16 protein-coding genes are annotated in these 20,366 nt (G+C 73.1%); 13 read left to right on the plus strand and 3 right to left on the minus strand.

Features of this window, described 5'->3' with window-relative positions:
* The first annotated feature begins 48 nt into the window (after positions 1 to 48).
* Both ACWCSU_RS16695 and ACWCSU_RS16700 read left to right on the plus strand, forming a co-directional pair.
* Complete coding sequence (locus ACWCSU_RS16695) at positions 49 to 1,533, plus strand: APC family permease (protein WP_364100020.1); 1,485 nt, start codon at positions 49 to 51, stop codon at positions 1,531 to 1,533.
* Entirely contained in the window at positions 1,530 to 2,138 is a 609-nt protein-coding gene (locus tag ACWCSU_RS16700; protein ID WP_449935806.1) for a GNAT family N-acetyltransferase, read from the plus strand. Before ACWCSU_RS16695 ends, ACWCSU_RS16700 begins: the two co-directional genes overlap by 4 nt.
* On the opposite strand, the gene ACWCSU_RS16705 is transcribed toward ACWCSU_RS16700, so the two are convergent.
* The gene (locus ACWCSU_RS16705; protein ID WP_449935808.1) at positions 2,128 to 4,098 is read right to left on the minus strand and encodes a hypothetical protein; all 1,971 of its coding nucleotides are present in this window, start codon (positions 4,096 to 4,098) and stop codon (positions 2,128 to 2,130) included. The two genes, ACWCSU_RS16700 and ACWCSU_RS16705, sit on opposite strands and share 11 nt — an antisense overlap.
* 229 nt (positions 4,099 to 4,327) lie before the next feature.
* On the opposite strand from ACWCSU_RS16705, the gene ACWCSU_RS16710 reads away from it, so the two are divergent.
* Positions 4,328 to 5,458, plus strand: coding sequence for an alkaline phosphatase PhoX (locus tag ACWCSU_RS16710; protein ID WP_357707028.1), 1,131 nt, complete (start codon positions 4,328 to 4,330; stop codon positions 5,456 to 5,458).
* A 146-nt stretch (positions 5,459 to 5,604) separates the two neighbouring features.
* Complete coding sequence (locus tag ACWCSU_RS16715) at positions 5,605 to 6,459, plus strand: SGNH/GDSL hydrolase family protein (protein ID WP_449935811.1); 855 nt, start codon at positions 5,605 to 5,607, stop codon at positions 6,457 to 6,459.
* A 50-nt stretch (positions 6,460 to 6,509) separates the two neighbouring features.
* On the opposite strand, the gene ACWCSU_RS16720 is transcribed toward ACWCSU_RS16715, so the two are convergent.
* Entirely contained in the window at positions 6,510 to 7,715 is a 1,206-nt protein-coding gene (locus ACWCSU_RS16720) for a PucR family transcriptional regulator (RefSeq protein ID WP_357707031.1), read from the minus strand.
* A gap of 185 nt (positions 7,716 to 7,900) precedes the next feature.
* Between ACWCSU_RS16720 and ACWCSU_RS16725 the strand changes: the two genes are divergently transcribed.
* The 9 genes from ACWCSU_RS16725 (at position 7,901) to ACWCSU_RS16765 (ending at position 19,593) form a co-directional block, all read left to right on the plus strand.
* Entirely contained in the window at positions 7,901 to 10,429 is a 2,529-nt protein-coding gene (locus ACWCSU_RS16725; protein ID WP_449935814.1) for a glycoside hydrolase family 9 protein, read from the plus strand.
* 112 nt (positions 10,430 to 10,541) lie between these two features.
* Complete coding sequence (locus ACWCSU_RS16730) at positions 10,542 to 10,865, plus strand: PadR family transcriptional regulator (protein WP_189651648.1); 324 nt, start codon at positions 10,542 to 10,544, stop codon at positions 10,863 to 10,865.
* Positions 10,862 to 11,764: a hypothetical protein gene (locus ACWCSU_RS16735; RefSeq protein ID WP_189651649.1), complete on the plus strand. Its 903-nt coding sequence runs from the start codon at positions 10,862 to 10,864 to the stop codon at positions 11,762 to 11,764. The genes ACWCSU_RS16730 and ACWCSU_RS16735 overlap by 4 nt, the downstream gene beginning before the upstream one ends.
* 34 nt (positions 11,765 to 11,798) lie before the next feature.
* Positions 11,799 to 12,683 carry a hypothetical protein gene (locus tag ACWCSU_RS16740; RefSeq protein ID WP_449935817.1) on the plus strand — a complete coding sequence of 295 codons (885 nt, stop codon included), beginning with the start codon at positions 11,799 to 11,801 and terminating at the stop codon, positions 12,681 to 12,683.
* Positions 12,684 to 12,690: 7 nt separating this feature from the next.
* Positions 12,691 to 14,400 carry a peptidoglycan-binding protein gene (locus ACWCSU_RS16745; protein ID WP_449935819.1) on the plus strand — a complete coding sequence of 570 codons (1,710 nt, stop codon included), beginning with the start codon at positions 12,691 to 12,693 and terminating at the stop codon, positions 14,398 to 14,400.
* Positions 14,393 to 15,070: an ABC transporter ATP-binding protein gene (locus ACWCSU_RS16750; RefSeq protein ID WP_449935820.1), complete on the plus strand. Its 678-nt coding sequence runs from the start codon at positions 14,393 to 14,395 to the stop codon at positions 15,068 to 15,070. The genes ACWCSU_RS16745 and ACWCSU_RS16750 overlap by 8 nt, the downstream gene beginning before the upstream one ends.
* Positions 15,070 to 16,248, plus strand: a complete 1,179-nt coding sequence (locus ACWCSU_RS16755; RefSeq protein WP_449935822.1) for an ABC transporter permease — start codon at positions 15,070 to 15,072, stop codon at positions 16,246 to 16,248. Before ACWCSU_RS16750 ends, ACWCSU_RS16755 begins: the two co-directional genes overlap by 1 nt.
* Before the next feature lie 31 nt (positions 16,249 to 16,279).
* The gene (locus ACWCSU_RS16760) at positions 16,280 to 17,533 is read left to right on the plus strand and encodes a sensor histidine kinase (protein ID WP_357707037.1); all 1,254 of its coding nucleotides are present in this window, start codon (positions 16,280 to 16,282) and stop codon (positions 17,531 to 17,533) included.
* Positions 17,530 to 19,593 carry a sensor histidine kinase gene (locus ACWCSU_RS16765; protein ID WP_449935824.1) on the plus strand — a complete coding sequence of 688 codons (2,064 nt, stop codon included), beginning with the start codon at positions 17,530 to 17,532 and terminating at the stop codon, positions 19,591 to 19,593. Before ACWCSU_RS16760 ends, ACWCSU_RS16765 begins: the two co-directional genes overlap by 4 nt.
* On the opposite strand, the gene ACWCSU_RS16770 is transcribed toward ACWCSU_RS16765, so the two are convergent.
* Positions 19,590 to 20,234, minus strand: coding sequence for a hypothetical protein (locus ACWCSU_RS16770; RefSeq protein ID WP_449935827.1), 645 nt, complete (start codon positions 20,232 to 20,234; stop codon positions 19,590 to 19,592). The genes ACWCSU_RS16765 and ACWCSU_RS16770 overlap by 4 nt on opposite strands.
* Positions 20,235 to 20,366: the final 132 nt, after the last annotated feature.

Consider the following 20,366-nt stretch of genomic DNA (forward strand, 5'->3'; position numbering starts at 1 on the left):
ACCGCTGTCCTGACCGCACCGCACCTGAACCCCCCAGAAAGGAACGCGATGCCCTCCGCGAGATCCGGCGCCGCGCCCGACCCGATCGCCGGCGCCCTGGCCGCCGACCGGCTCGGCGCGCCCTCGGTCGTCTATTTCGTCCTGTCGGCCGCCGCGCCGCTCACCGTCGTCGCCGGTGTGATCACCACCGGGTACGCCGTCACCGGGATCACCGGGCTGCCGATCGCGTTCCTGGTCGTGGGCGTGGTGCTGGCGGTGTTCGCGGTCGGGTACGTGGCGATGGCCCGCCACATGGCCAACGCCGGCGCGTTCTACACCTACATCAGCCGTGGGTTGGGCCGTCCGGCGGGCATCGCGGCGGCCTGGGTGGCGCTCATCGCCTACAACGCGTTGCAGGTGGGCCTGTACGGCGCCTTCGGCGCGGCGGCCACCCCGCTGCTCGAACGGTGGTTCGGCGGCGCGCCGCCCTGGTGGGCGATCTCGCTGGTGGCCTGGGCGCTGGTGGGCGTCCTGGGCCTGATGCGGGTGGACGTCAACGGGCGGCTGCTGGCCGTCCTGCTCACCGCCGAGGTGGCGGTCATCCTGCTGTTCGACCTGGCGGACCTGGTGAACCCGGCGCCGTCCGGGTTCTCGGCCGAGACGTTGTCGCCCGCGGCGCTGTTCGTGCCGGGGGTGGGGGCGCTGCTGGTCATCGCGACGCTCGGGTTCGTCGGGTTCGAGTCCTCGGTGGTGTTCTCGGAGGAGAGCCGGGATCCGCGGCGTACCGTGCCGCTGGCCACGTACTCGTCGGTGGCGATCATCGCGGGGCTGTACGCGCTGTCGTCGTGGGCGATGACGGTCGCCACGGGACCGGCGGCCATCGTGGACGCCGCGCGCCGCGACCAGGCCGAGACGATCTTCATCATCGCGAACCAGCACCTCGGCGGCGCGGTCGTGGACGTCGCCCGGGTGCTCTTCGTCACCAGCGTGTTCGCCGCCATGATCTCCTTCCACAACACCACCGCCCGGTACTTCTTCGCGCTCGGACGCGAGCGGGTGCTGCCCGCCTTCTTCGGCCGCACCCGGCCGCGCAGCGGCGCGCCGCGGTCGGGCTCGATCGCGCAGACCGTGCTCGGGCTGGTCGTCATCGTCGTCTACGCGGTCCTCGGGCTCGACCCGCTGGTGCAGCTCTTCTTCTACGGCGGCTCGTTCGGCGGGTTCGGGGTGCTGCTGCTGGTGTTCGTCACCTCGATCGCGATCGTCGTGTTCTTCGCCCGGCAGCCGAGCGGGGAGAGCCTCGCGCGGCGCTTCGCGGCCCCCGTGCCCGCCGCGCTGGCGCTGGCCGTGATGGTGTGGCTGGCGCTGGACAACTTCTCGACGCTGCTCGGGGTGCCCGAGGGCGATCCGCTCGCCTGGATCCTGCCGGTCGTGTACGCGCTGGCGGCCCTGCTCGGCGTGGGCTGGGCGCTGGTCCTGCGCACGGGACAGCCGAGCGTGTACTCGCTGGTGGGCATGGGCGCCAAGGCCGCCGCCACGCCGGAGGCCGTCCGATGACGCGTTCACAGGACGTGGCGGCGCACGACGTCCGCCGGGCGACGGCCGCGGACGCCGGGACGGTCGCGGAGCTGGTGGCGACGGCGTTCGCGCGGCTGCCCGCGGTGTCGTACCTGGTGCCGGAGCCGGCCGGACGGCACGAGATCATGGTGGCGGACTTCCTGATCCTCGTCTCGCACGCCATCGAGCACGGCGAGGTCGACCTCCTCGACGAGGGCCGGGCGGTCGCGGTGTGGGTGCCGCACACCGCCGACGCGCCGCCGCCCGAGCCGCCCGACTACGACCGCCGCCTGGCCGCCGCCACCGGCAAGTGGGCCGACCGGTTCCGGGCCCTGGACGAGCTGTTCGAACGGCACCACCCGGAGCCGCCGTACCACCACCTGGCGTTCCTGGCCGTGCACCCCGACCACCAGGGCCGGGGCCTCGGGTCGGCGCTGCTCCGCCGCCACCACGCCCTGCTGGACGGCGCGCCCGCCTACCTGGAGGCCAGCAGCGCCCGCAGCCGCGACCTGTACGCCCGGCACGGCTACCAGGCCGAGGAGCCGTTCGCGCTGCCCGACGGCACCCTCTTCTGGCCCATGTGGCGGCCCGGCGTCACTGGGTGAGACAGGGGCCGTCGCAGACGTCGGCGACCACGCCGGTCTTGAGGAACACCGACTTCTGAAGCTGGGCGGCGGGGGTCCTGCGCGGCTTCTCGTGCGGGTCCTCGCCCTGCGTGGGCGGGGTGTTGGTGAGCGGTGGCGCGGGGGCGCCGCCGTCCCACATCACCAGGGCCGAGCCGGCGTGGGCCCGGCCGCGGATCGCGGGGATGCCCCAGAACGGCACGGCGTCCGGGCTGCGTCCCGGCGCGAGGGCCGGGGTCAGCAGCCGGGCGCCGACGGTACGGGCCTCGACCTCGGCGGTGACCGTGGCCACCTGGTGGTCGCCGAAGGCCACGTGCATGAGCACCCGGTGCCGCGGCGTCCCCGGGTAGGGGCGGTCGGTCAGGTGGGCGGCGTAGCCGTCGGCCTCGCCGCGGTCCCACAACATCTGCATGAGGGCCAGGATGAGCTGCTGGTCCAGCTTGTCGGGGTAGGCCCGGTCGAGGGCGGCCTGGAAGGGCGCGGCGTCGGCGCTGCGGTTGAACAGGGTGCTGTAGTTCATGCCGGTCACGCCGAGCACGCCGCGCTCGATGTCCTTCGACAGCGCGACCAGCGCGCCGCCCAGGATGCCGCCCTGGCTGTTGCCGTCGTACACCAGGCCCGCGCGCAGGTCGATCAGCGGGCGGCCGCGGTCGGTGCGGAAGGCGGGGTGGGCGGCGAAGCCGTCCGGGCTGGTCATGGCGCGGCCCAGGAACATGAAGTTGAGGAACCCCTGGAGGGTCCGGTCGGGGACCGTGCCGAACCTGGAGATGTCGGTGAAAACGGTGACGACGTGCGGGATGTCCTCGTCGGCCATGCCGATCCACTTGGTGGCGCAGAAGAGGAACCCGTGTTCCTGCGCCATGGTCCTCACGTTCGCCGCGCCCACCTCGGAGTGCCTGCCGAGCAGGCCGTGGCCGTACAGGGAGGGCCGGGCGGGGCGGTCGAAGGCGACGCGGGGGATCTCACAGCGGAAGGGCGCCACCTGCTCGTTGCCGGGCAGTCGGGCCGGCAGGCCGTCGGGGCCGCGGTTGAGCGCCGAACCGGGCGGACCGCCCGGCCGGTCGAGGTAGCTCGGCACGCGGAAGGTGCCCTCGACCCGGCGGGCGATCTGGGCGTCCTGCTCGGGGGTGAGGTCGGTGACCGAGGTGACCTCGAAGGCGGGCGCGCGGCCGCGCAGCGTGCGCAGGGCGTCGTCGCGCATGGCCAGCGCCGGGCCGGCCAGGCTGCGCGCGCTGGCGACGGTGAAGTCCCAGGCCAGATGGAGGCCGCCGGTCCTGACGCCGGCGCGGCGCAGCGCGGACAGGGCAGGTTGGAGGCGGCGCTGCCGCTCGTACAGGTCGTGGCCGGGCGGCAGGGGCGGGCCGGCCACCGCGGCGAAGGCGGGGTTCGGCGGGATCGGGTCGCCGGCCGCGTCGCGCAGGTCGCGAAGGGCGACCGCGTACCGGTGGCCCTCGCGCAGGTTGCGGGCCGGGCGGATGATCAGGGCCTGACGGTCGGCGGGCGCGTTCGCGTCGAGCTCGGCCCAGTACGGCCACCGCTCCCCCGTCACGGTGTCCAGGAGCACGACGGGCGCGTCCCGGTCCAGCGACCTGCCGATGTCGGTGATCGGCGCGATCCCCGTCCTGGCCGGGTCCAGCCCCGGCACCCTGGCCAGCAGCATCGAGCCCGGCGAGAAGCCGTCGTTCCTGTTCCACTCGGCGGGCGCGATCGGCACGCCCGCGGCCGAGATCGGCGTGGACCCGGCCGCGAAGGCCACCCTGCGGCCCGTGTCGGTGGCCCGGTCGGCGACGGTGAACCAGTCGTTCGGGAACGGCAGCAGGCAGGCCGCCGGGTCGATCGGGTCGCAGCCGGACGGGTCGGAGGCCGCCGAGGCCGGTGACGCCGGTGACGCCGGAAGCGTCACGGAGACCAGGGCGAGGGCGATGAGGAGACGGGGAAGCACGCGCACGGGCACCTCGGGAGCTGATCGAGGCCGGGGGTTCGGGCCATGGTGGATCGCGCCGGGGCCGCCGTCAATGGATTCGCGGAATGCCGTTCAGATTTGTGAGGCGTCACAGATTTGACCGTCCGGATTTACTGCCCTGTCCAGTTCACAGAAGGACGGGCAGGGCTCATCGTCATGTCTGCGAATCCAACCGACATCAGCCGACGCGAGACGACGTGGAGACAGGATGCGCCGCCGTACCTTCATCAGGACCGTCTCCGCGGCGGTCGCGTTCTCCGGGGCGATGTGGCACGACGCCGTGGCCTCCGCGGCGGGTGCGGGCGTGAGCCCGTACGGGCCGCTCGGCGCCCCGGACGCCAACGGCATGGCGCTGCCCGCCGGATTCACCAGCCGGGTGGTGGCCAGGTCGGGCCGGGTCGTCGGCGGCACGCTGTGGCACCCCGCTCCTGACGGCGGCGCGTGCTTCGCCGACGGCTCCGGCTGGATCTACGTGTCCAACTCCGAGGTGCCGCTCGTGGGCGGGACCTCGGCGATCAGGTTCAGGGCCGACGGCTCGATCGACCGGGCGTACCGCATCCTGAGCGGCACGAACCTCAACTGCGCGGGCGGCGCGACCCCGTGGGGCACCTGGCTGTCCTGCGAGGAGATCTTCCGCGGCAAGGTCTACGAGACCGACCCGTACGGCAACCGCTCCGCCCAGCAGCGCCCCGCGATGGGCAAGTTCAAGCACGAGGCCGCCGCCTGCGACCCCGACCACAAGGTCGTCTACCTGACCGAGGACGAGGGCGACGGCTGCTTCTACCGCTTCACCCCGAACACCTGGGGCGACCTGTCCAGCGGCCGGCTCGACGTGCTGTGCGGGCTCGGCGGCGACAGCGTCGAGTGGCGGCCGGTGCCCGACGCGACGCCCGGCGTCTTCGACACGCAGACCAGGAACCAGGTCTCCGCGGCCCGCCGCTTCAGCGGCGGCGAGGGCTGCCACTACGCCGCCGGGATCTGCTACTTCACCGCCAAGGGTGACCGCAAGGTCTGGGCCTACGACACCGCCAGGCAGACGGTCACCGCGATCTACGAGGGCGGCGGCACCCTCGACGGCGTCGACAACATCACCGGCCGCCCGTCCGGCGACCTGTACGTGGCCGAGGACGGCGGCAACATGGAGATCAACATCATCACGCCCGACCGGGTGGTCGCCCCCGTCATGCGCCTCGACGGCCAGGCCAAGTCGGAGATCACCGGCCCCGCGTTCTCCCCCGACGGCACCCGGCTCTACTTCTCCTCCCAGCGCGGCACCAGCGGCGAGACCGCCGGCACCGGGGGGATCACGTACGAGGTGACCGGGCCCTTCCGCCGCTGACCAGCACGGCTTCCCCCGCCGGAACCACCGAACCGGCACGACTTCCACCCCCGCCGGAGCCACTGAGCCGGCACGACTTCCACCCCCCGCCGGAGCCGCCGGACCAGTGCGGCCTCCACACCCCCACCCCGCCGAAGGAGTCCTCAATGGTCCGACGGTTGCTCGTCCTGCTCTCCGCGACCGCCCTGGCGCTCGGCGTCGCGCCGCCCGCACACGCCGCCCAGGGCGAGGTGTACGTGGCGCTCGGCGACTCCGCCGCGTCGGGTCCCCTGGTGCCCAACCAGGTCGTTCCCGACCTCGGCTGCTGGCGTTCCGACCGCAACTACGCCCACCTGACCGCCCAGGCCATCGGCGCCGCCACCTTCAGGGACGTCACCTGCTCCGGCGCCAAGACCCGTGACATGTACAACTCCCAGGGCACCGACCTGGGCAGCGTCGCACCCCAGCTCGACGCGCTCAGCGCGGACACCACCCTGGTCACGGTGCAGATCGGCGCCAACGACGTCGGCCTGACCGGCTTCATCGAGGACTGCCTGAACCTGCTGCCCCCGCCCGTCGGCGACGCCTGCAACGACGACTACATCGTCGACGGCCAGGACTCCTGGCGGGTCAAGACCGACGCGCTGCGGCCCAAGCTGACCACGCTGGTGAACGACATCCGCGCCCGCTCCCCGCGCGCCCGGATCTTCATGGTCGGCTACGCCACCTACGCGCCGCCGAACGGCTGCTACCCGACCGTCCCGATCATCAAGGCCGACGCCAACTACATCCGCGCGACGCTCCAGTACTTCAACCGGATGCTGGCCGAGCAGGCCGCCGCCGCGGGAGCGGCGTTCGTCGACCTCCAGACGCCGAGCGTGGGCCACGACCCGTGCAAGGCCCCGGGCGTGCGCTGGATCGAGCCGTACGTGCCCGCCTCGCCGGCCGCCCCCTTCCACCCCAACGGTCTCGGGATGCGGAACTTCGCCACCGTGGTGACCGCCGCGGTGTCCGCGGTCTGAACGCTCCGAATCGCGCGACGGGAGCCGTCCCTGCCGGGGGCGGCTCCCGTTCACTTGCCGTGCTGGCGCCTGGCGGCCAGCGCCGCGCCGATGCGTTGCAGGTGGGCCGGGTCCACGGGGTCGAGGCCGGTCAGGCTGACGGCCCTGCGCAGACGGTAGTCGACCGTGTTGGGGTGCACGTGCAGCAGCTCGGCCGTACGGCGGCGGTCGAGGCCGGTGTCCAGGTAGACCGTGAGCGTCCTGAGCAGGTCGGGGTTGTCGAGCAGCGGGTCGAGCAGGCCGGCGAGCACGGCGGTGGCCTGGCTCGGCCGGGTGAGCTGGTACTCCAGCAGGACGTCGGCCAGCCGGTAGGCGCCCGGCGGCTGCTCGAAGACCCGCACCACGTCCAGGACCTCCTCGGCCAGCTTGACGGCCTCCGGCACCCCGTCGGGCGGGGCGATCTCGGCCGCCGCCCACACCGGCACGCCGGCCGCCTTGGCCATCCCCGCGACCGTCTCGCCGACCTCGTACCAGTCGGGGTCATCGCCCGTGATCGGCACGAACACCAGGCCGCCCGTCGTGTCCAGCACCGACAGCACCGGCTCGGCCGCGGCCCGCTGGAGCGCCGTCCTGATCCGGTGCAGCTTGCGGCGGCCCGCGATCGACCCGCCCGGCTCGTCGCTCTCCTCGTCGGGATGCCGGTCCACCGCGAGCGCCAGCACCAGGTAGCGCGGGGCCAGCCGCACCCCGGCCAGCGCCGCCCGGTCGCCGCCGAGCAGCGCGGACACGGCGGCGTGCAGCGCGTGCTGCTCGTGGCTGAGCATGCCCTCGCGCTCCTCCAGGTACGCGGTGCACACGGCGGCCGTCACCGACTCGGTGTAGAGCAGGATGAGACGGTTGGCCGCCAGGACGTCCTCGAAGTCGGCGGGCGTGGCTTTGGCGAACAGGTGCTCCCACACCTTGCGCGCGCCCAGGTGGTAGGCGGCCAGCAGGGCCTCCAGCGGCACGCCCTCCTGGGCGCGGCGGGCCGCCGACGAGCGCAGCGGGGCCAGCTCGGCCCTGGTGGGCGGGCGGCGGTCGCGGAACATGCGGGCGATCAGCCGCAGGTTGTGCTCGGTGATGACGGTGATCTCGCCGTCGAGCTCCTCCTTCGGCAGCCGCCGGTAGAGGGGGATCTCCTCGGCGAAGCCGCGTACGAGCTGCCTGGCCAGCTTGGCGGTCTGGCGTTCGAGCAACTCGTGCGCGGCGCACCCGGCCAGGGTGAGGGCAGGGACCACGTTCCGAACCCTCCCAGAACATGAGCCGTCAGTGAAGGGCGGCCGACAGGCTCGGTCCGGGCCGGGGCGTGAAAGTTTCAGCGTCTTCCAGCGCCGATGGCGGGCACCCGTTGACGGGGCAGCGGTGGGCAAGGAGGATCGGGGTCGCTCTATTGGGAGCGCTCCCAACCCCCCGAAGGACCTCCATGACCCGATGCCGGGCCGCGTTACTGGCCCTCCTCACCATGGTCGCCCTGTCCCCCGCCGCGCCCGCCCGCGCGGCCGACGAGGGACCCGAGCAGATCGTGAACGGCACCTTCGACGCCGGCACCGCCCCCTGGTGGAGCACCGGCAACACCACCCTGTCCGTGGACGGCGGCAGGCTGTGCGCCGACATCCCCGGCGGCACCGCCAACCCCTGGGACGTCATCATCGGCCAGGACGGCGTCCCGCTGGTCGCCGGCGACACCTACGCCTACCGGTTCACGGCCTCCGCCACCCCCGCCAAGGTCGGCAAGGCCCTGATCCAGCTCCCCGTGGACCCGTGGACGCAGTACCTGTCGGCCGCCCCGGCACTGGATGCCCCGGGCGACGGCTACTCCTACACCTTCACCGCCCCGGTCTCGCTGCCGAACGCCCAGGTGGCGTTCCAGCTGGGCGGCAGCGCCGAGCCCTGGAGGTTCTGCATGGACGACGTGTCGCTGAAGGGCGGCGCCGAACCCGAGGTCTACGAGCCGGACACCGGCCCGCGCGTCCGGGTGAACATGGTCGGCTACCTCCCGTCGGGCCCCAAGAAGGCCACCCTGGTCACCGAGGCCACCACGCCCCTGGACTGGGAGCTGCGCGACGCGGCCCGGAAGCGGGTGGCGAACGGCCGTACCAGCCCCAAGGGCGTGGACGCGAGCTCCGGGCAGAACGTGCACACCATCGACTTCGGCGCCTACGCCAAACCCGGCGAGGGCTACACGCTGACCGCCGACGGCGAGACGAGCAGGCCGTTCGACATCGGCGCGAACGTGTACGACTCCCTGCCCACGGACGCGCTGAAGTTCTACTACACCCAGCGCAGCGGCATCGAGATCCTCGACAGCCTGCGTCCCGGCTACGGGCGTCCGGCCGGTCACGCGGGCGCGTCCCCGAACCAGGGCGACACGGATGTCCCCTGCCAACCGGGCGTCTGCGACTACACCCTGAACGTCAAGGGCGGCTGGTACGACGCCGGCGACCACGGCAAGTACGTGGTCAACGGCGGCATCTCGGTCCACCAGCTCATGTCGGCCTACGAGCGCGACCGGGCCGCCTTCACCGACGGCCAGCTCCGCATCCCCGAGAGCGGCAACGGCGTGCCCGACGTGCTGGACGAGGCCCGCTGGGAGCAGGAGTTCATCCTGAGCATGCAGGTGCCGGACGGCAAGCCGTACGCGGGGATGGCCCACCACAAGGTGCACGACCAGAACTGGACCGGCCTGCCGCTGCTGCCGCACCTCGACCCGCAGAAGCGCGAGCTGCACCCGCCGTCCACGGCCGCGACGCTCAACCTGGCCGCGACGGCGGCGCAGGCGGCCCGGCTGTTCGCGCCCTACGACGCGGCGTTCGCGGTCAGGAACCTCAAGGCGGCGCGCAGGGCGTGGGCGGCGGCGAAGGCCGATCCGGCCAGGTACGCCGCCCCCGACGACGGCGTGGGCGGCGGCGCCTACGACGACGCCGACGTGAGCGACGAGTTCTACTGGGCGGCGGCCGAGCTGTACCTCACCACGGGCGAGAAGGAGTTCGCGGACTTCGTGCTGGCCTCGCCGCACCACACCGGCGACATCTGGCGCGAGCGCGGCTTCGACTGGGGCAACACCGCCCAGCTCGGCCGCCTCGACCTGGCGACCGTGCCCAACGCGCTGCCGGGCCGGGACAAGGTGCGGCAGTCGGTGGTCGCGGGGGCGGACAAGTACCTGGCGGTCCAGCGGGCACACCCGTACGGGCTGCCGTACGCGCCGGCGGACTTCGACTGGGGCTCCAACAACCTGGTGCTCAACAACCTGGTCGTCCTGGCCACCGCCTACGACCTGACCGGCCAGGAGAAGTACCGGGCCGCCGTGCGGGAGGGCATGGACTACCTGCTCGGCCGCAACGCGCTCAACCGCTCGTACGTCACCGGCTACGGGGAGGTCTCCGCCCAGAACCAGCACAGCCGCTGGTACGCCTATCAACTGGACCACTCGCTGCCCCACCCGCCGCGCGGCTCGCTGGCCGGCGGCCCCAACTCCGCGATCCAGGACCCGGTCGCCCAGCGGCTGCTGCGCGGCTGCAAGCCGCAGTTCTGCTACATCGACGACATCGAGTCCTGGTCCACCAACGAGCTGACCATCAACTGGAACTCGCCGCTGGCGTGGGTGTCGGCGTTCCTGGCGGACAAGGGCGAGCAGTCGGCCTGCCGGGTCCGCTACTCGGCGCACGGCTCGTGGCCCGGCGGCTTCACCAGCCAGATCGTGATCGAGAACACCGGCAGGGAGAGCGTGGACGGCTGGACCCTGAGCTGGTCGTTCCCCGGCGGCCAGCGGATCAGGCAGGGCTGGGAGGCGGAGTTCGCCCAGTCCGGCGCGGTGGTGACGGCCACGAGCCTCGGCCACAACGACCGGATCAGGCCCGGCGGGTCCGTGACGTTCGGCTTCGTCGGCACGCACACCTCGGGGCCGAACCCAGCCCCCGAGACCTTCCGCCTCAACGGCGACCGCTGCCGGTGACGCGCGGCGCGGGCGGCCCGCGCGTCGCGGTGAGACGCGACGCGGGCGGTCCTTCCGGTCCGGTGGCCGTCCGCGTTGCCCACACTTCGTTGAACGGAATAATGTCTCCCCCATGCCCAGGGGAACCTCAGAAGTCAGCGAGCCGATGTACTTCGTGCTCGCCGCGCTGCGTGCCGGCCCGCTGCACGGCCACGCGATCAGCAAGTCGGTCAAGGAGCTGTCCGGCGGCCGGGTCCAGCCCTCCGTCGGCACGCTCTACGGCATCCTGGAACGCCTGAACGAGCGCGGCGTCATCACCGTCGACCGCGAGGAGACGGTCAACGGGCGCAACCGGCGCTACTTCCGCATCACCGACGAGGGCCAGGCGCTGGTGGAGGCCGAGGCCAGGCGGATGCAGGCGGCCGCCTCGCTCGTCCTGCGGCCGTCGGCCGGATGACGGCCCTCGGGTCGGCGCCGGCCGCGACCCCGCTCGAACGGCGCTACCGCAAGCTCATGCTCGCCTACCCCAGGCCCTACCGCGCGGCCCACGGCGACGAGCTGCTCGACGTGCTCCTCGAATCGGCCGCCCCGGGACGCCGGATCCCGGTGCCGCGCGAGGCGTGGGGGCTGCTCACGGGCGGCGTGCGCAGCCGGATCGTCCACCTGGCGAGCGGCAGCCCCTGGCGGGACGGCGTGCACCTCGCCGTCACCGCCGTCGCGGCGGCGAACCTGGCCGCGCTGCTGCCCTACGCCGGCACGCTGCCGTTGTGGACGCTGCTGTCGGCGCTCACGCTGCTGGCGACCGTACGGGGATGGCTGCGTACGGCGGCCGTGCTGACGCTCCTCACCGGGGTCAAGGCGGTGGCGCTGGCCGGCGGGTGGCAGCCGTTCGACGCGACCCTGTTGCCGGTCTATCCGACGTTCCTGCAGGACCGGCCGCTGTTCATGGACAGCGACCCCTACCTGGTCGCGGGCGGTTACGCGGTGGCGCTGGCCGGGCTGCTCGTGCTGCGGCGGGCGCCGCGCAGGAGGTCGTGGTGGTGGTGGGCGGCGGTCGTGGCGGCGGCGTGGGCGGGTCCCGAGTGGATGGAGGGCGGCGGCACGTTCCCGATCAGCCTGAGCAGGATGGCCGTGGAGGTGCTGGCGTTGGGGCTGGCGGCGGGGAGCGCCTACCTGGCCCGCGACCATCGCTGGACGCTCGCGGCGGGAATCTACATGACGATGGCGTCCGGCGGGCTGGCGCTGCACTCCGATGTGCTGACCAGGCAACACCTGGCCTACTGGGGGGTGCTCGTGCTGTTGCTCGTGGGGGCCGCGTTCGCACCCTTCCGCCAGCGGCGGCACTGCCTGGATTGACCATGCTTCGTTAAACGGAGTATGGTCTGCCGCCATGATGAGGAAGACACTGCCCGTCGCGCTGCTCGCGCTCGCCGTCCTCTGCGGCTGCGGGGGCGCCACCGAGAGCGCCGCGCCCTCGGCCGGCTCGACCGCCGAGGGCAAGGAGGTTCAGCTCGAGGCGGCCAAGGCGGACTGCATGAAGCAGAAGGGCTTCAAGTACGTCGCGTACGTGACGCCGCACAAGCCGGGCACCGAGGACGACAAGAGCCGCATGCGCGGCAATTACCCGGCGATGAAGAAATATCGCGAAAAATACGGCTTCGGGGTCTTCGCCCAGCACGTCTATCCCAAGGAGATGGGAAGCACGACCAGCCTCGACAACGAGCCCAACCCCAATATGAAGATCCAGTCCGCGCTCTCCAAGGCGCAGCTGCAGGCGTACCGGAAGGCGCTGGACGCCTGCCAGGTCTCGGCGGCCAACAAGGTCCTCGGCCTGAAGCTGAAGTCGGCGGAAGACTTCTACGACGCGCAGTTCAAGGCCTCCGTCCGGGCCCGCAAGGGCAAGCTGAACACCTACCCCGAGCTGGTCGAGCTGGCCACGGCCATGGCCACCTGCCTGAAGGGCAAGGGCTACGCCGTCGGCGACACCGCGCCGGTCGCCGTGGCCGAGCTGGGGCAGAAGACGTGGCTCGGCAACGAGGACAAGCTGGGCCGCGAGCAGATGGACGATGTGCCCGACGTGGCTCCCCCCGCCACGGACGACAAGATGCCGATGTACTATGCGCCGACGCTCACTCCCGAGCAGGCCAAGCCATATCTGGCCAAGGAGATCAGGGCGGCGCTCGACGACCTGGAGTGCGGCAAGGACTTCTACCCGGCCTTCCTGCCGAAGGAGCAGGCGGTCCAGGGGCAGGTCAGCGCCCAGTTCGGCATGTGACCACCTCATGAAGTCACCGCGCAAGCTCCTCGCCGGCATCGTCGCCGGAGTGGTGATCATCGCGGGCGCCGGCTGGGCCGTGGGCTCCCGGCTGCGCTCCCCCGCCGACGAGGCGGCGCGCCGCGCCGCGCCGCGGGCCTCGCTCGTCACCGCCGCCGTCGAGCGCCGCAAACTCGTCAGCACCGTCGTGGTCAGCGGCACGCTGGAGTACGGCTCGCCCCTGCCGGTCAGCCTGGCCGGAGCGGTCGGCGGCACGGCCGAGCAGCAGCGGGCCACCCGGGCGCCGCGCCAGGGCCGGCTCACGGAGGGCGCGGTCTTCCTGGAGGTAAACGGCCGCCCGGTGTTCGCGCTGCGCGGCTCCGTGCCGATGCACCGCACGATCGCCCCCGGCGGCAAGGGGGACGACGTCAAGCAGCTCCAGCGGGCGCTGCGCAGGCTGGGGTACGGCGGTCCCGTCTCCGGCGTGTTCGACCAGGCCACGATCGCCGCCGTCACCCGCATGTACACGAAGAAGGGGTACGAGGTGCAGCAGCCGACGCTGACCGACCGGCAGGCGTACGACACGCTGCGCAAGGCCGTACAGACTGCCCAGGAGACCCTCGCCGCCGAGAAGAAGGCGCTGGACCAGGGGCGCGACGTGCTGCCGCTCAAGATGAGGCTGGCCAACGCCAAGGCGGACCTGAAGACGGCGGAGCGCGCCCTCCAGGAGGCCGAGGCCCGGGTGGTGACGCCGGAGGACGAGACCAGGATGGCGACGGCGGAGGCGGCCGTGCGCGCGGCGCAGGAGAAGCTGGCCGAGGCCGAGCAGGCGCTGGCCGAGGCCAGGAAACAGCCCACGCCGGCGGCCACCGCCACCCCGCAGCCCACGGCCTCGACCGACACGAGCCTGCTGGAGCTGCGGGTCCGGAACGCCCAGGCCGATCTGGCGGCGGCTCTGGAGGCGCGCGAGCGGGTCGCGGAGGAGGCGCGGCAGGCCAGGGAGAAGAGCCTGGTGGAGCTGCGCAAGGCCGTACGGACCGCGAAGGAGGCCAAGGCCACCGCCGAGCAGGCGCTGCGCCAGGCCAGGCAGCTCTCCCCGACCAAGCTCAAGGTGACCAACGCCGGTAAGGACGTGGCGGCGGCCAAGGGGATGCTGGCGGAGTTCGTGCGTACGTACGGGACCTCCATCCCGCCCGGCGAGGTGGTGTTCCTGCCGAAGCTGCCCGCCCGGGTGCGCAAGGTCTCGGTCAAGCAGGGGCAGCAGGTCGAGAAGGAGGTCGCCACGGTGACCAGCTCGGCGCTCACGGTGACGGGGTCGGTGGAGGCGACGGAGGCCGAGCTGCTGCGCACGGGCATGGAGGCGGCCATCGAGCTCGACACGGGCAAGACGTACGAAGCGCGCCTCACCGCGGTCGGCGACCAGGCCAAGGTGCCCGGCGCCGAGGAGGCCAAGGACGGGTCGGAGCCCGTCCTGATCACGCCCGCCTCGATGAAGGGGCTCAGGCCGGGGACCGCCGTCACGGCGCGGGTGACGGTGGGGGAGACCAAGGAGCCGGTGCTGGTCGTGCCGGTGGCGGCCGTGATCACGGGGGCCGACGGGAGGGCCCGGGTGCGGGTCGAGTACGCCACGGACCAGACCAGGGACGTCGAGGTGCGTACGGGCCTGACCGCCGACGGGAACGTCCAGGTCGCCGGGGCGCTCAAGGAGGGCGACCGGGTGGTGGTCAGCGGTGCCTGAGCCGGTGATCTCGCTGGCGGAGGTCAGCAGGGAGTTCGCCGCCGAACCGCCGGTCCGGGCGCTCGACCGCGTCACGCTCCGGGTGGACAGGGGCGACTACCTGGCCATCGTCGGCCCGTCGGGCTCGGGCAAGTCGACCCTCCTGAACGTGCTCGGCCTGCTCGACCGCCCCAGCTCGGGCAGCTACCGCCTCGACGGCACGGAGACCACCACCCTGCGCGACGGGGCCAGGACCAGGTTGCGCGGCGACCGGATCGGCTTCGTCTTCCAGTCCTTCCACCTGCTCTCCCACCGCAGCGTGGTCGAGAACGTCATGCTCGCCGAAACCTACGGCGGGCAGGCGCGTAAGGGCAGGCGGGAGCGGGCCATGGCGGCGTTGGAACGAGTCGGCCTCGGCCACCGGACCGGGTTCGCGCCCGACCGGCTGTCCGGGGGCGAGCGCCAGCGTACGGCCATCGCCAGGGCCCTCATGGGCGCGCCGTCCCTGCTGCTGTGCGACGAGCCCACGGGCAACCTCGACAGCCGCAACACCGAATCGGTGCTCGGCCTGTTCGACGAGCTGCGGGGGCAGGGGATGACGCTCGTGGTCATCACCCACGAGCAGGAGGTCAGCAAGCGGGCCGGGCGCCGGGTGCGGATCACCGACGGCATCCTGGTGGAGGAGGAGTGATGCACGTACGCGACCTGTTCGGGGAGGCCATGGCCGGCATGCTCGCCCGGCCGGTGCGCTCGGCGCTCACCACGCTCGGGACCGTGCTCGGCATCACCACGCTGGTCATCACGCTCGGCGTGGCCGCCACCGCGGGCAACCAGATCGTCGGCCGCTTCGACGCGCTGGTGGCCACGGCCATCACGGTGGAGGTGCCGGAGTCGCCGAACACGCCGCTCGTGGAGTGGGACTCGATCGACCGGCTGACCAGGCTGCGCGGCGTCGAGTCCGCCGCCGCGCTGGCCGAGTCGGAGGACAGCGCGAACCTGTCCGTGCGCTCCAACGACATCGTGGACCCCACCAGGGTCACCGCGCAGTCGTTGACCGTGCTGGCGGCGACGACCGGGCTGCCCGAGGCGGCGCGCGGCAGGATGGTGCAGGGCAGGTTCTACGACCGAGGGCACATCGAGCGGCGCGACCGGGTGGCGGTGATCGGCGACCAGGCGGCCAAGCTGCTCGGCGTCGGCCGCCTCGACCGGGCACCGGCCATCTTCATCGGCAAGCACGCGTACACGGTCATCGGCATCCTGGGCAACCTGCGCCGCGAGCGGAACCTGAGCACCGCCGTGTTCGTGCCGCCCTCGGTGGGCAGGCAGTTCGGGCTGCGGGACGTCACCAGGGTGCTGGTCAACACGAGTCTGGGCGCGGCGGACCTGGTGGCCCGGCAGGCGCCCACCGCGCTCAGCCCGGGGAACGGCGACATGCTGCAGGTGATGGCCCCGCCCAGCCCCACCAGGGCGCGCGACCAGGCGCAGGACGACGTCAACGCGCTCTTCCTGATCCTCGGCCTGGTCTCGCTCGTGGTCGGCGCGGTCGGCATCGCGAACGTCACGCTCGTCACCGTGATGGAACGCGTGCCGGAGATCGGCCTGCGCCGCTCGCTCGGGGCGGCCAGGCGGCACATCGCCGCCCAGTTCCTGCTGGAGTCGACGCTGGTCGGGCTGGCGGGAGGCGTGATCGGCACGAGCCTCGGGGTGGTCACCGTCGTCGCCGTCTCGGCCGCCCGGGAGTGGACGCCGCTGCTCGACGTGCGGCTCGCGCTGGCCGCACCGGTGGCCGGGGCGGTGGTGGGTCTGCTGGCCGGGCTCTACCCCGCGCTGCGGGCGGCGAAAATGCAGCCGGTGGACGCTCTGCGATAAGGGTCCCGCCACTTTATGATGTGCCGGACATATGGGGAAAAACGTCCGGCTGGTGCTGCTCAGGGCGGCCAGACCGCTGCTCGTCAAGGCCGCGGTCCTGTCCGGGCTGCGCGGACGCGAGCGGACCCTCGTCCTGCTCAACCGCGCCCTGGTCTACCTCGGGCTGACCGCCGTGGTCGGCGCCGTCTACTTCGGGGTCGGCGCGCTCGACGGCCTGCTCGGCTCGTGGTCCGACCTGATCGCCGCGCTGGCCGCGGGCGCGCTGTTCCAGCCCGTACGGCTGCGCCTGCAGAGCGCGGTGGACCGGCTGTTCAAGTGGGAGCGTGACCCGTATCGGCTGGCCGACCGGGTGAGCCGGAGCGTGCAGGAGGCCAGGGGGCCGGCCGAGGCCCTGGCGTCGGCGGCCCACGCGGTCCGGCTGGCCCTGGGGGCGCGCGGCGTCGGGGTCGAGGTCGTCCTGCCCGGCGGGCGGGTGCGCAGCGTCGTCGCGGGCGAGCTCGGCCCGTCCCCCTCGGTCGAACGCCTGGTCTGGCAGGGCAAGTCGATGGGCTGGCTGTCGGTCGCCGGCGAGCCGCGCGACCGGGCGCTGCTGGACATGCTGGCCAGGCAGCTCGCCGAGGTCGCCCACGCCGTACGGCTCAGCGCCGACCTGCAACGCTCGCGCGAGCGCATGATGGCCACCCGCGAGGAGGAACGCCGCGCACTCCGCCGCAACCTGCACGACGGCCTCGGCCCGACGCTGACGAACCTGGCGATCAGCGTCGACCAGGCCCGGCTCAGCCTGGCCAGCGACCCCGGCTCGGTCGAACCGCTGCTCAGCACGGCACGCAGGCAGATGACCGAGGCCATCGTGGACGTCCGCGACCTGGTCTACGGCCTGCGCCCGCCCGCCCTCGACGGCGCCGGCCTGGACGAGCTGGGCCTGGAGAGCGCCCTGCGGCTGCTCGCCGACGCCCCCGGCCCGAGGGTGGACGTGGTGGTCTCCGGCTCGCTGGCCACCCTGCCCGCGGCGGTGGAGGTGGCGGCCTACAAGATCGCGCACGAGGCGGTGGCGAACGTGCGCAGGCACGCCCGCGCCACCACCGCCCTGATCAGGGTGGAGCGGCGGGACGCGCTCTGGCTGACGGTGTCCGACGACGGGATCGGGCTGCCCGAGCAGCGCCGCCAGGGTGCCGCCCTGATGCGCGGACGGGCCGAGGAGGTGGGCGGCGTCTGCGAGCTGGACGTGCGCCCGGGCGGCGGCACCGAGGTCGTCGCGAGACTGCCGATCAGGGAGCCGCGATGACCCCCACACCCCACAACGACCCGCCCCCCACCCCCACCGGTTCCGCGGCCTCCGGGCGGGAAGGCCGGGGTGGTCGGGCGAGGGGATGGCGGCGGGCCGTGCTGGCGGTGGTGTGGGCGTCGGCGGCCGCCTCGTTGACGGCCGTGCTGGCGGCGGCGGTGCTGGCGGCGCAGATCGAGGGGCTGGCCGAGACGCAGGGGCTCGACCCGATCGGGCTGCTGTTCCCGCTCGCCGGCGCATTCCTGATCTCCCAGCGGCCCAGGCTGCTGTTCCCGTGGCTCATGTGGGCCACCGGCGTCGTCTGGTCGGCGTACTCGCTGCTGTTCTCGCTGACCGGCTGGATGTACTTCCACGCGCCCGGCCCGCTGCTGCCCTACGTCGCCTGGCCGGCCATCTGGTTGTGGCTGCTGGCGGTGCCCACGTTCACGGGGATCATGCCGCTGCTCTTCCCCGACGGGCGGCTGCCGTCCAGGCGCTGGCGGCCGGTGCTCTACGGCAACCTGACGCTCATGGTCGGGCACTCGCTGCTGCTCGGCCTGTCCCCCGACCCGTCGTTCGAGCTGGACGTGCCCGTGGGCAACCCGTTCGGGGTGGCGGCGCTGGGGAGGATCCCCGAGGTCGTGGAGTCGTGGATCGGGCCGCCGATGATCCTGTTATGCCTGCTCGGCGTGGTCTCGCTGCGCTACCGGTACAGGGCGGCGACGCCCGAGGTACGCCGCCAGATCACGTGGTACTTCTACGCCATGGCGATCTTCGTCGTCTACTGGATCGTCAGCGCGGGCACCCAGGACACCTTCATCCTCGCCGTACGGATCTTCCTGGCCGCGGGCATCCCCATCTCGATCATCGCCGCCGTCCTGCGCCACCAGCTCTACGGCATCCGGCTCATCCTCAACCGCACGCTGGTGTACGGCACGCTCGCGGTCGGCGCCGGTGTCACGTACTCGGTGCTCATCTGGGCGTCCAACAGCGTGGCGGGCGACTACGGCGCGGTGGCCGGGCTCGCCTCCGCGATGGTCACCGGCGCGGCCTTCCATCCCGTACGCCTGCGGCTCCAGCGCTCGGTGGACCGGCTGTTCAACGTGGAACGCGACCCGTACCGGGCGGCCGACCTGCTCAGCCGTACCGTCCAGCGGGCCGGCGACCCGGCGGGGGCGCTGGCCGAGGCCATCTCCGTCGTGCGCACGTCGCTGGGCGCCCGCGGGGTGGGCGTGGAGGTGCCGGGCGAGCCCGCGCTGTCGTTCGTGGACGGCGAGCTGGGCGCCCGCCCTCGGACCGTCGAGCTGACCTGGCACGGCGAGCCGGTCGGGCGGCTGCGGATCGCCGGGACGCGGCCGGGCCGCGAGCCGCTGGACGTCATGGCCAAGCACCTGGCCGAGCTGGCGCACGCCGTACGGCTGAGCACCGACCTGCGGGACTCGCACGAGCGGATCAGCGCGACCCGCGACGAGGAGCGGCGCCGGCTGGGCAGGGAGTTGCACGACGGCCTCGGCCCCACGCTGACCAGCGTGACGATGACCCTGGACGAGGCCCGGCGGCGGCTGGAGCGCGACCCCGGGGCGGTGGAGGAGCTGCTGGTCCGGGTGCGTGAGGAGATGACCAGCACGCTGATGTCGGTGCGCGAGCTGGTGGACGGCCTCCGGCCGCCGGTCCTGGACGAGCTGGGCCTCGCGGGCGCCCTCCGCGCCTTCGGTCAGGCCCCGGGCCCCAGCGTCGAGGTCACCGTGCCCCCGGCCGCCGACGGGTCCGAGGGGCTGCTCGGCGGGTTGCCGGCGGCGGTGGAGACGGCCGCGTACCGGATCGTGCAGGAGGCGCTGACGAACGCGCGCCGCCATGCCCAGGCCACCTCGGTGCTGGTCACGCTGCGGCGGGAGGCCGGGGAGCTGCGGGTGTCGGTCGCCGACGACGGGACCGGGCTGCCCGACGAGCCGTCGCCGGGCGTGGGGCTGACGTCGATGCGCGAGCGCGCGGCCGAGATCGGCGGCACCTGCGCCATCGCCTCCCGCCCAGGCGGCGGCACCGAGGTCACCGCCGTCCTGCCGTTCACACCACCGGCCTAGTCGGTCAGGCCGGGGCGCAGCGCGAGGAGCGCGCCGAGGGTGGCGTACCCGATGACCAGGTGGAAGCCGCCGACCCAGTTCGAGACCGAGTCGCCGAACAGGATGTACGTCGGCACCGTCACCACGGCCCAGCTCTCGGCGATGAGCGGCCACCACCGCAGGGACCCGCGCCAGCGCCCGGTGAAGGCGATCTTGATGCCGATGGCCATCATGCCCAGCATGGACACCGGCCAGAACACGTCGAGCGCCTGCATCACCGGCCCGTCCTGGGCGCTGTCGGGCAGGACGCCGTGCAGGAGCGACCAGACGGCGGCCAGCCCGAGCAGGACCAGCTCGACCTTGAGCATGACCCTGGCGAGGCGGGACGTGCCCGTCGCGCGGGTCCGGATCTGCACGGCGAGCAGGGCGAAGATGCCGAGCTGGAAGAGCAGCCCGGTCAGGTCGCCGACCCGCTCGCCGAAGCCCTGGGCCTGGCTGCCGTAGACGAAGATGCTGGCGGCCCAGGACAGCGTGCCGACGGCGAGCGCGACGCCGAGCCTGCGCACGGTGACGGGGGCGATGGCGGGGGCGCCGGAGGGCGCCGGGCCGGCGGGCACGTCGGTGCGCGCCCTGGCGGGGGTGGTGCTGATCTTGGCGTCCACGGGAGGTCCTTCTCTTCGTTCAGGGGATGTCGTGCCTCCAGGTTTCCGGCGGGCCGCCCCGGGCCGGCAGAGCCGCCGGTCCCGCCGCCGACGGGACCCCTGTCCCGGGACATGAGGACACAACCTCGGGTG

Source organism: Nonomuraea sp. NPDC001699 (assembly GCF_053596455.1).

Coding starts and splice junctions, on each gene's coding strand:
- ACWCSU_RS16695 (WP_364100020.1), top strand. CDS start 49: ATGCCCTCCGCGAGATCCGGCGCCGCGCCCGACCCGATCGCCGGCGCC.
- ACWCSU_RS16700 (WP_449935806.1), top strand. CDS start 1,530: ATGACGCGTTCACAGGACGTGGCGGCGCACGACGTCCGCCGGGCGACG.
- ACWCSU_RS16710 (WP_357707028.1), top strand. CDS start 4,328: ATGCGCCGCCGTACCTTCATCAGGACCGTCTCCGCGGCGGTCGCGTTC.
- ACWCSU_RS16715 (WP_449935811.1), top strand. CDS start 5,605: ATGGTCCGACGGTTGCTCGTCCTGCTCTCCGCGACCGCCCTGGCGCTC.
- ACWCSU_RS16725 (WP_449935814.1), top strand. CDS start 7,901: ATGACCCGATGCCGGGCCGCGTTACTGGCCCTCCTCACCATGGTCGCC.
- ACWCSU_RS16730 (WP_189651648.1), top strand. CDS start 10,542: ATGCCCAGGGGAACCTCAGAAGTCAGCGAGCCGATGTACTTCGTGCTC.
- ACWCSU_RS16735 (WP_189651649.1), top strand. CDS start 10,862: ATGACGGCCCTCGGGTCGGCGCCGGCCGCGACCCCGCTCGAACGGCGC.
- ACWCSU_RS16740 (WP_449935817.1), top strand. CDS start 11,799: ATGATGAGGAAGACACTGCCCGTCGCGCTGCTCGCGCTCGCCGTCCTC.
- ACWCSU_RS16745 (WP_449935819.1), top strand. CDS start 12,691: ATGAAGTCACCGCGCAAGCTCCTCGCCGGCATCGTCGCCGGAGTGGTG.
- ACWCSU_RS16755 (WP_449935822.1), top strand. CDS start 15,070: ATGCACGTACGCGACCTGTTCGGGGAGGCCATGGCCGGCATGCTCGCC.
- ACWCSU_RS16760 (WP_357707037.1), top strand. CDS start 16,280: ATGGGGAAAAACGTCCGGCTGGTGCTGCTCAGGGCGGCCAGACCGCTG.
- ACWCSU_RS16765 (WP_449935824.1), top strand. CDS start 17,530: ATGACCCCCACACCCCACAACGACCCGCCCCCCACCCCCACCGGTTCC.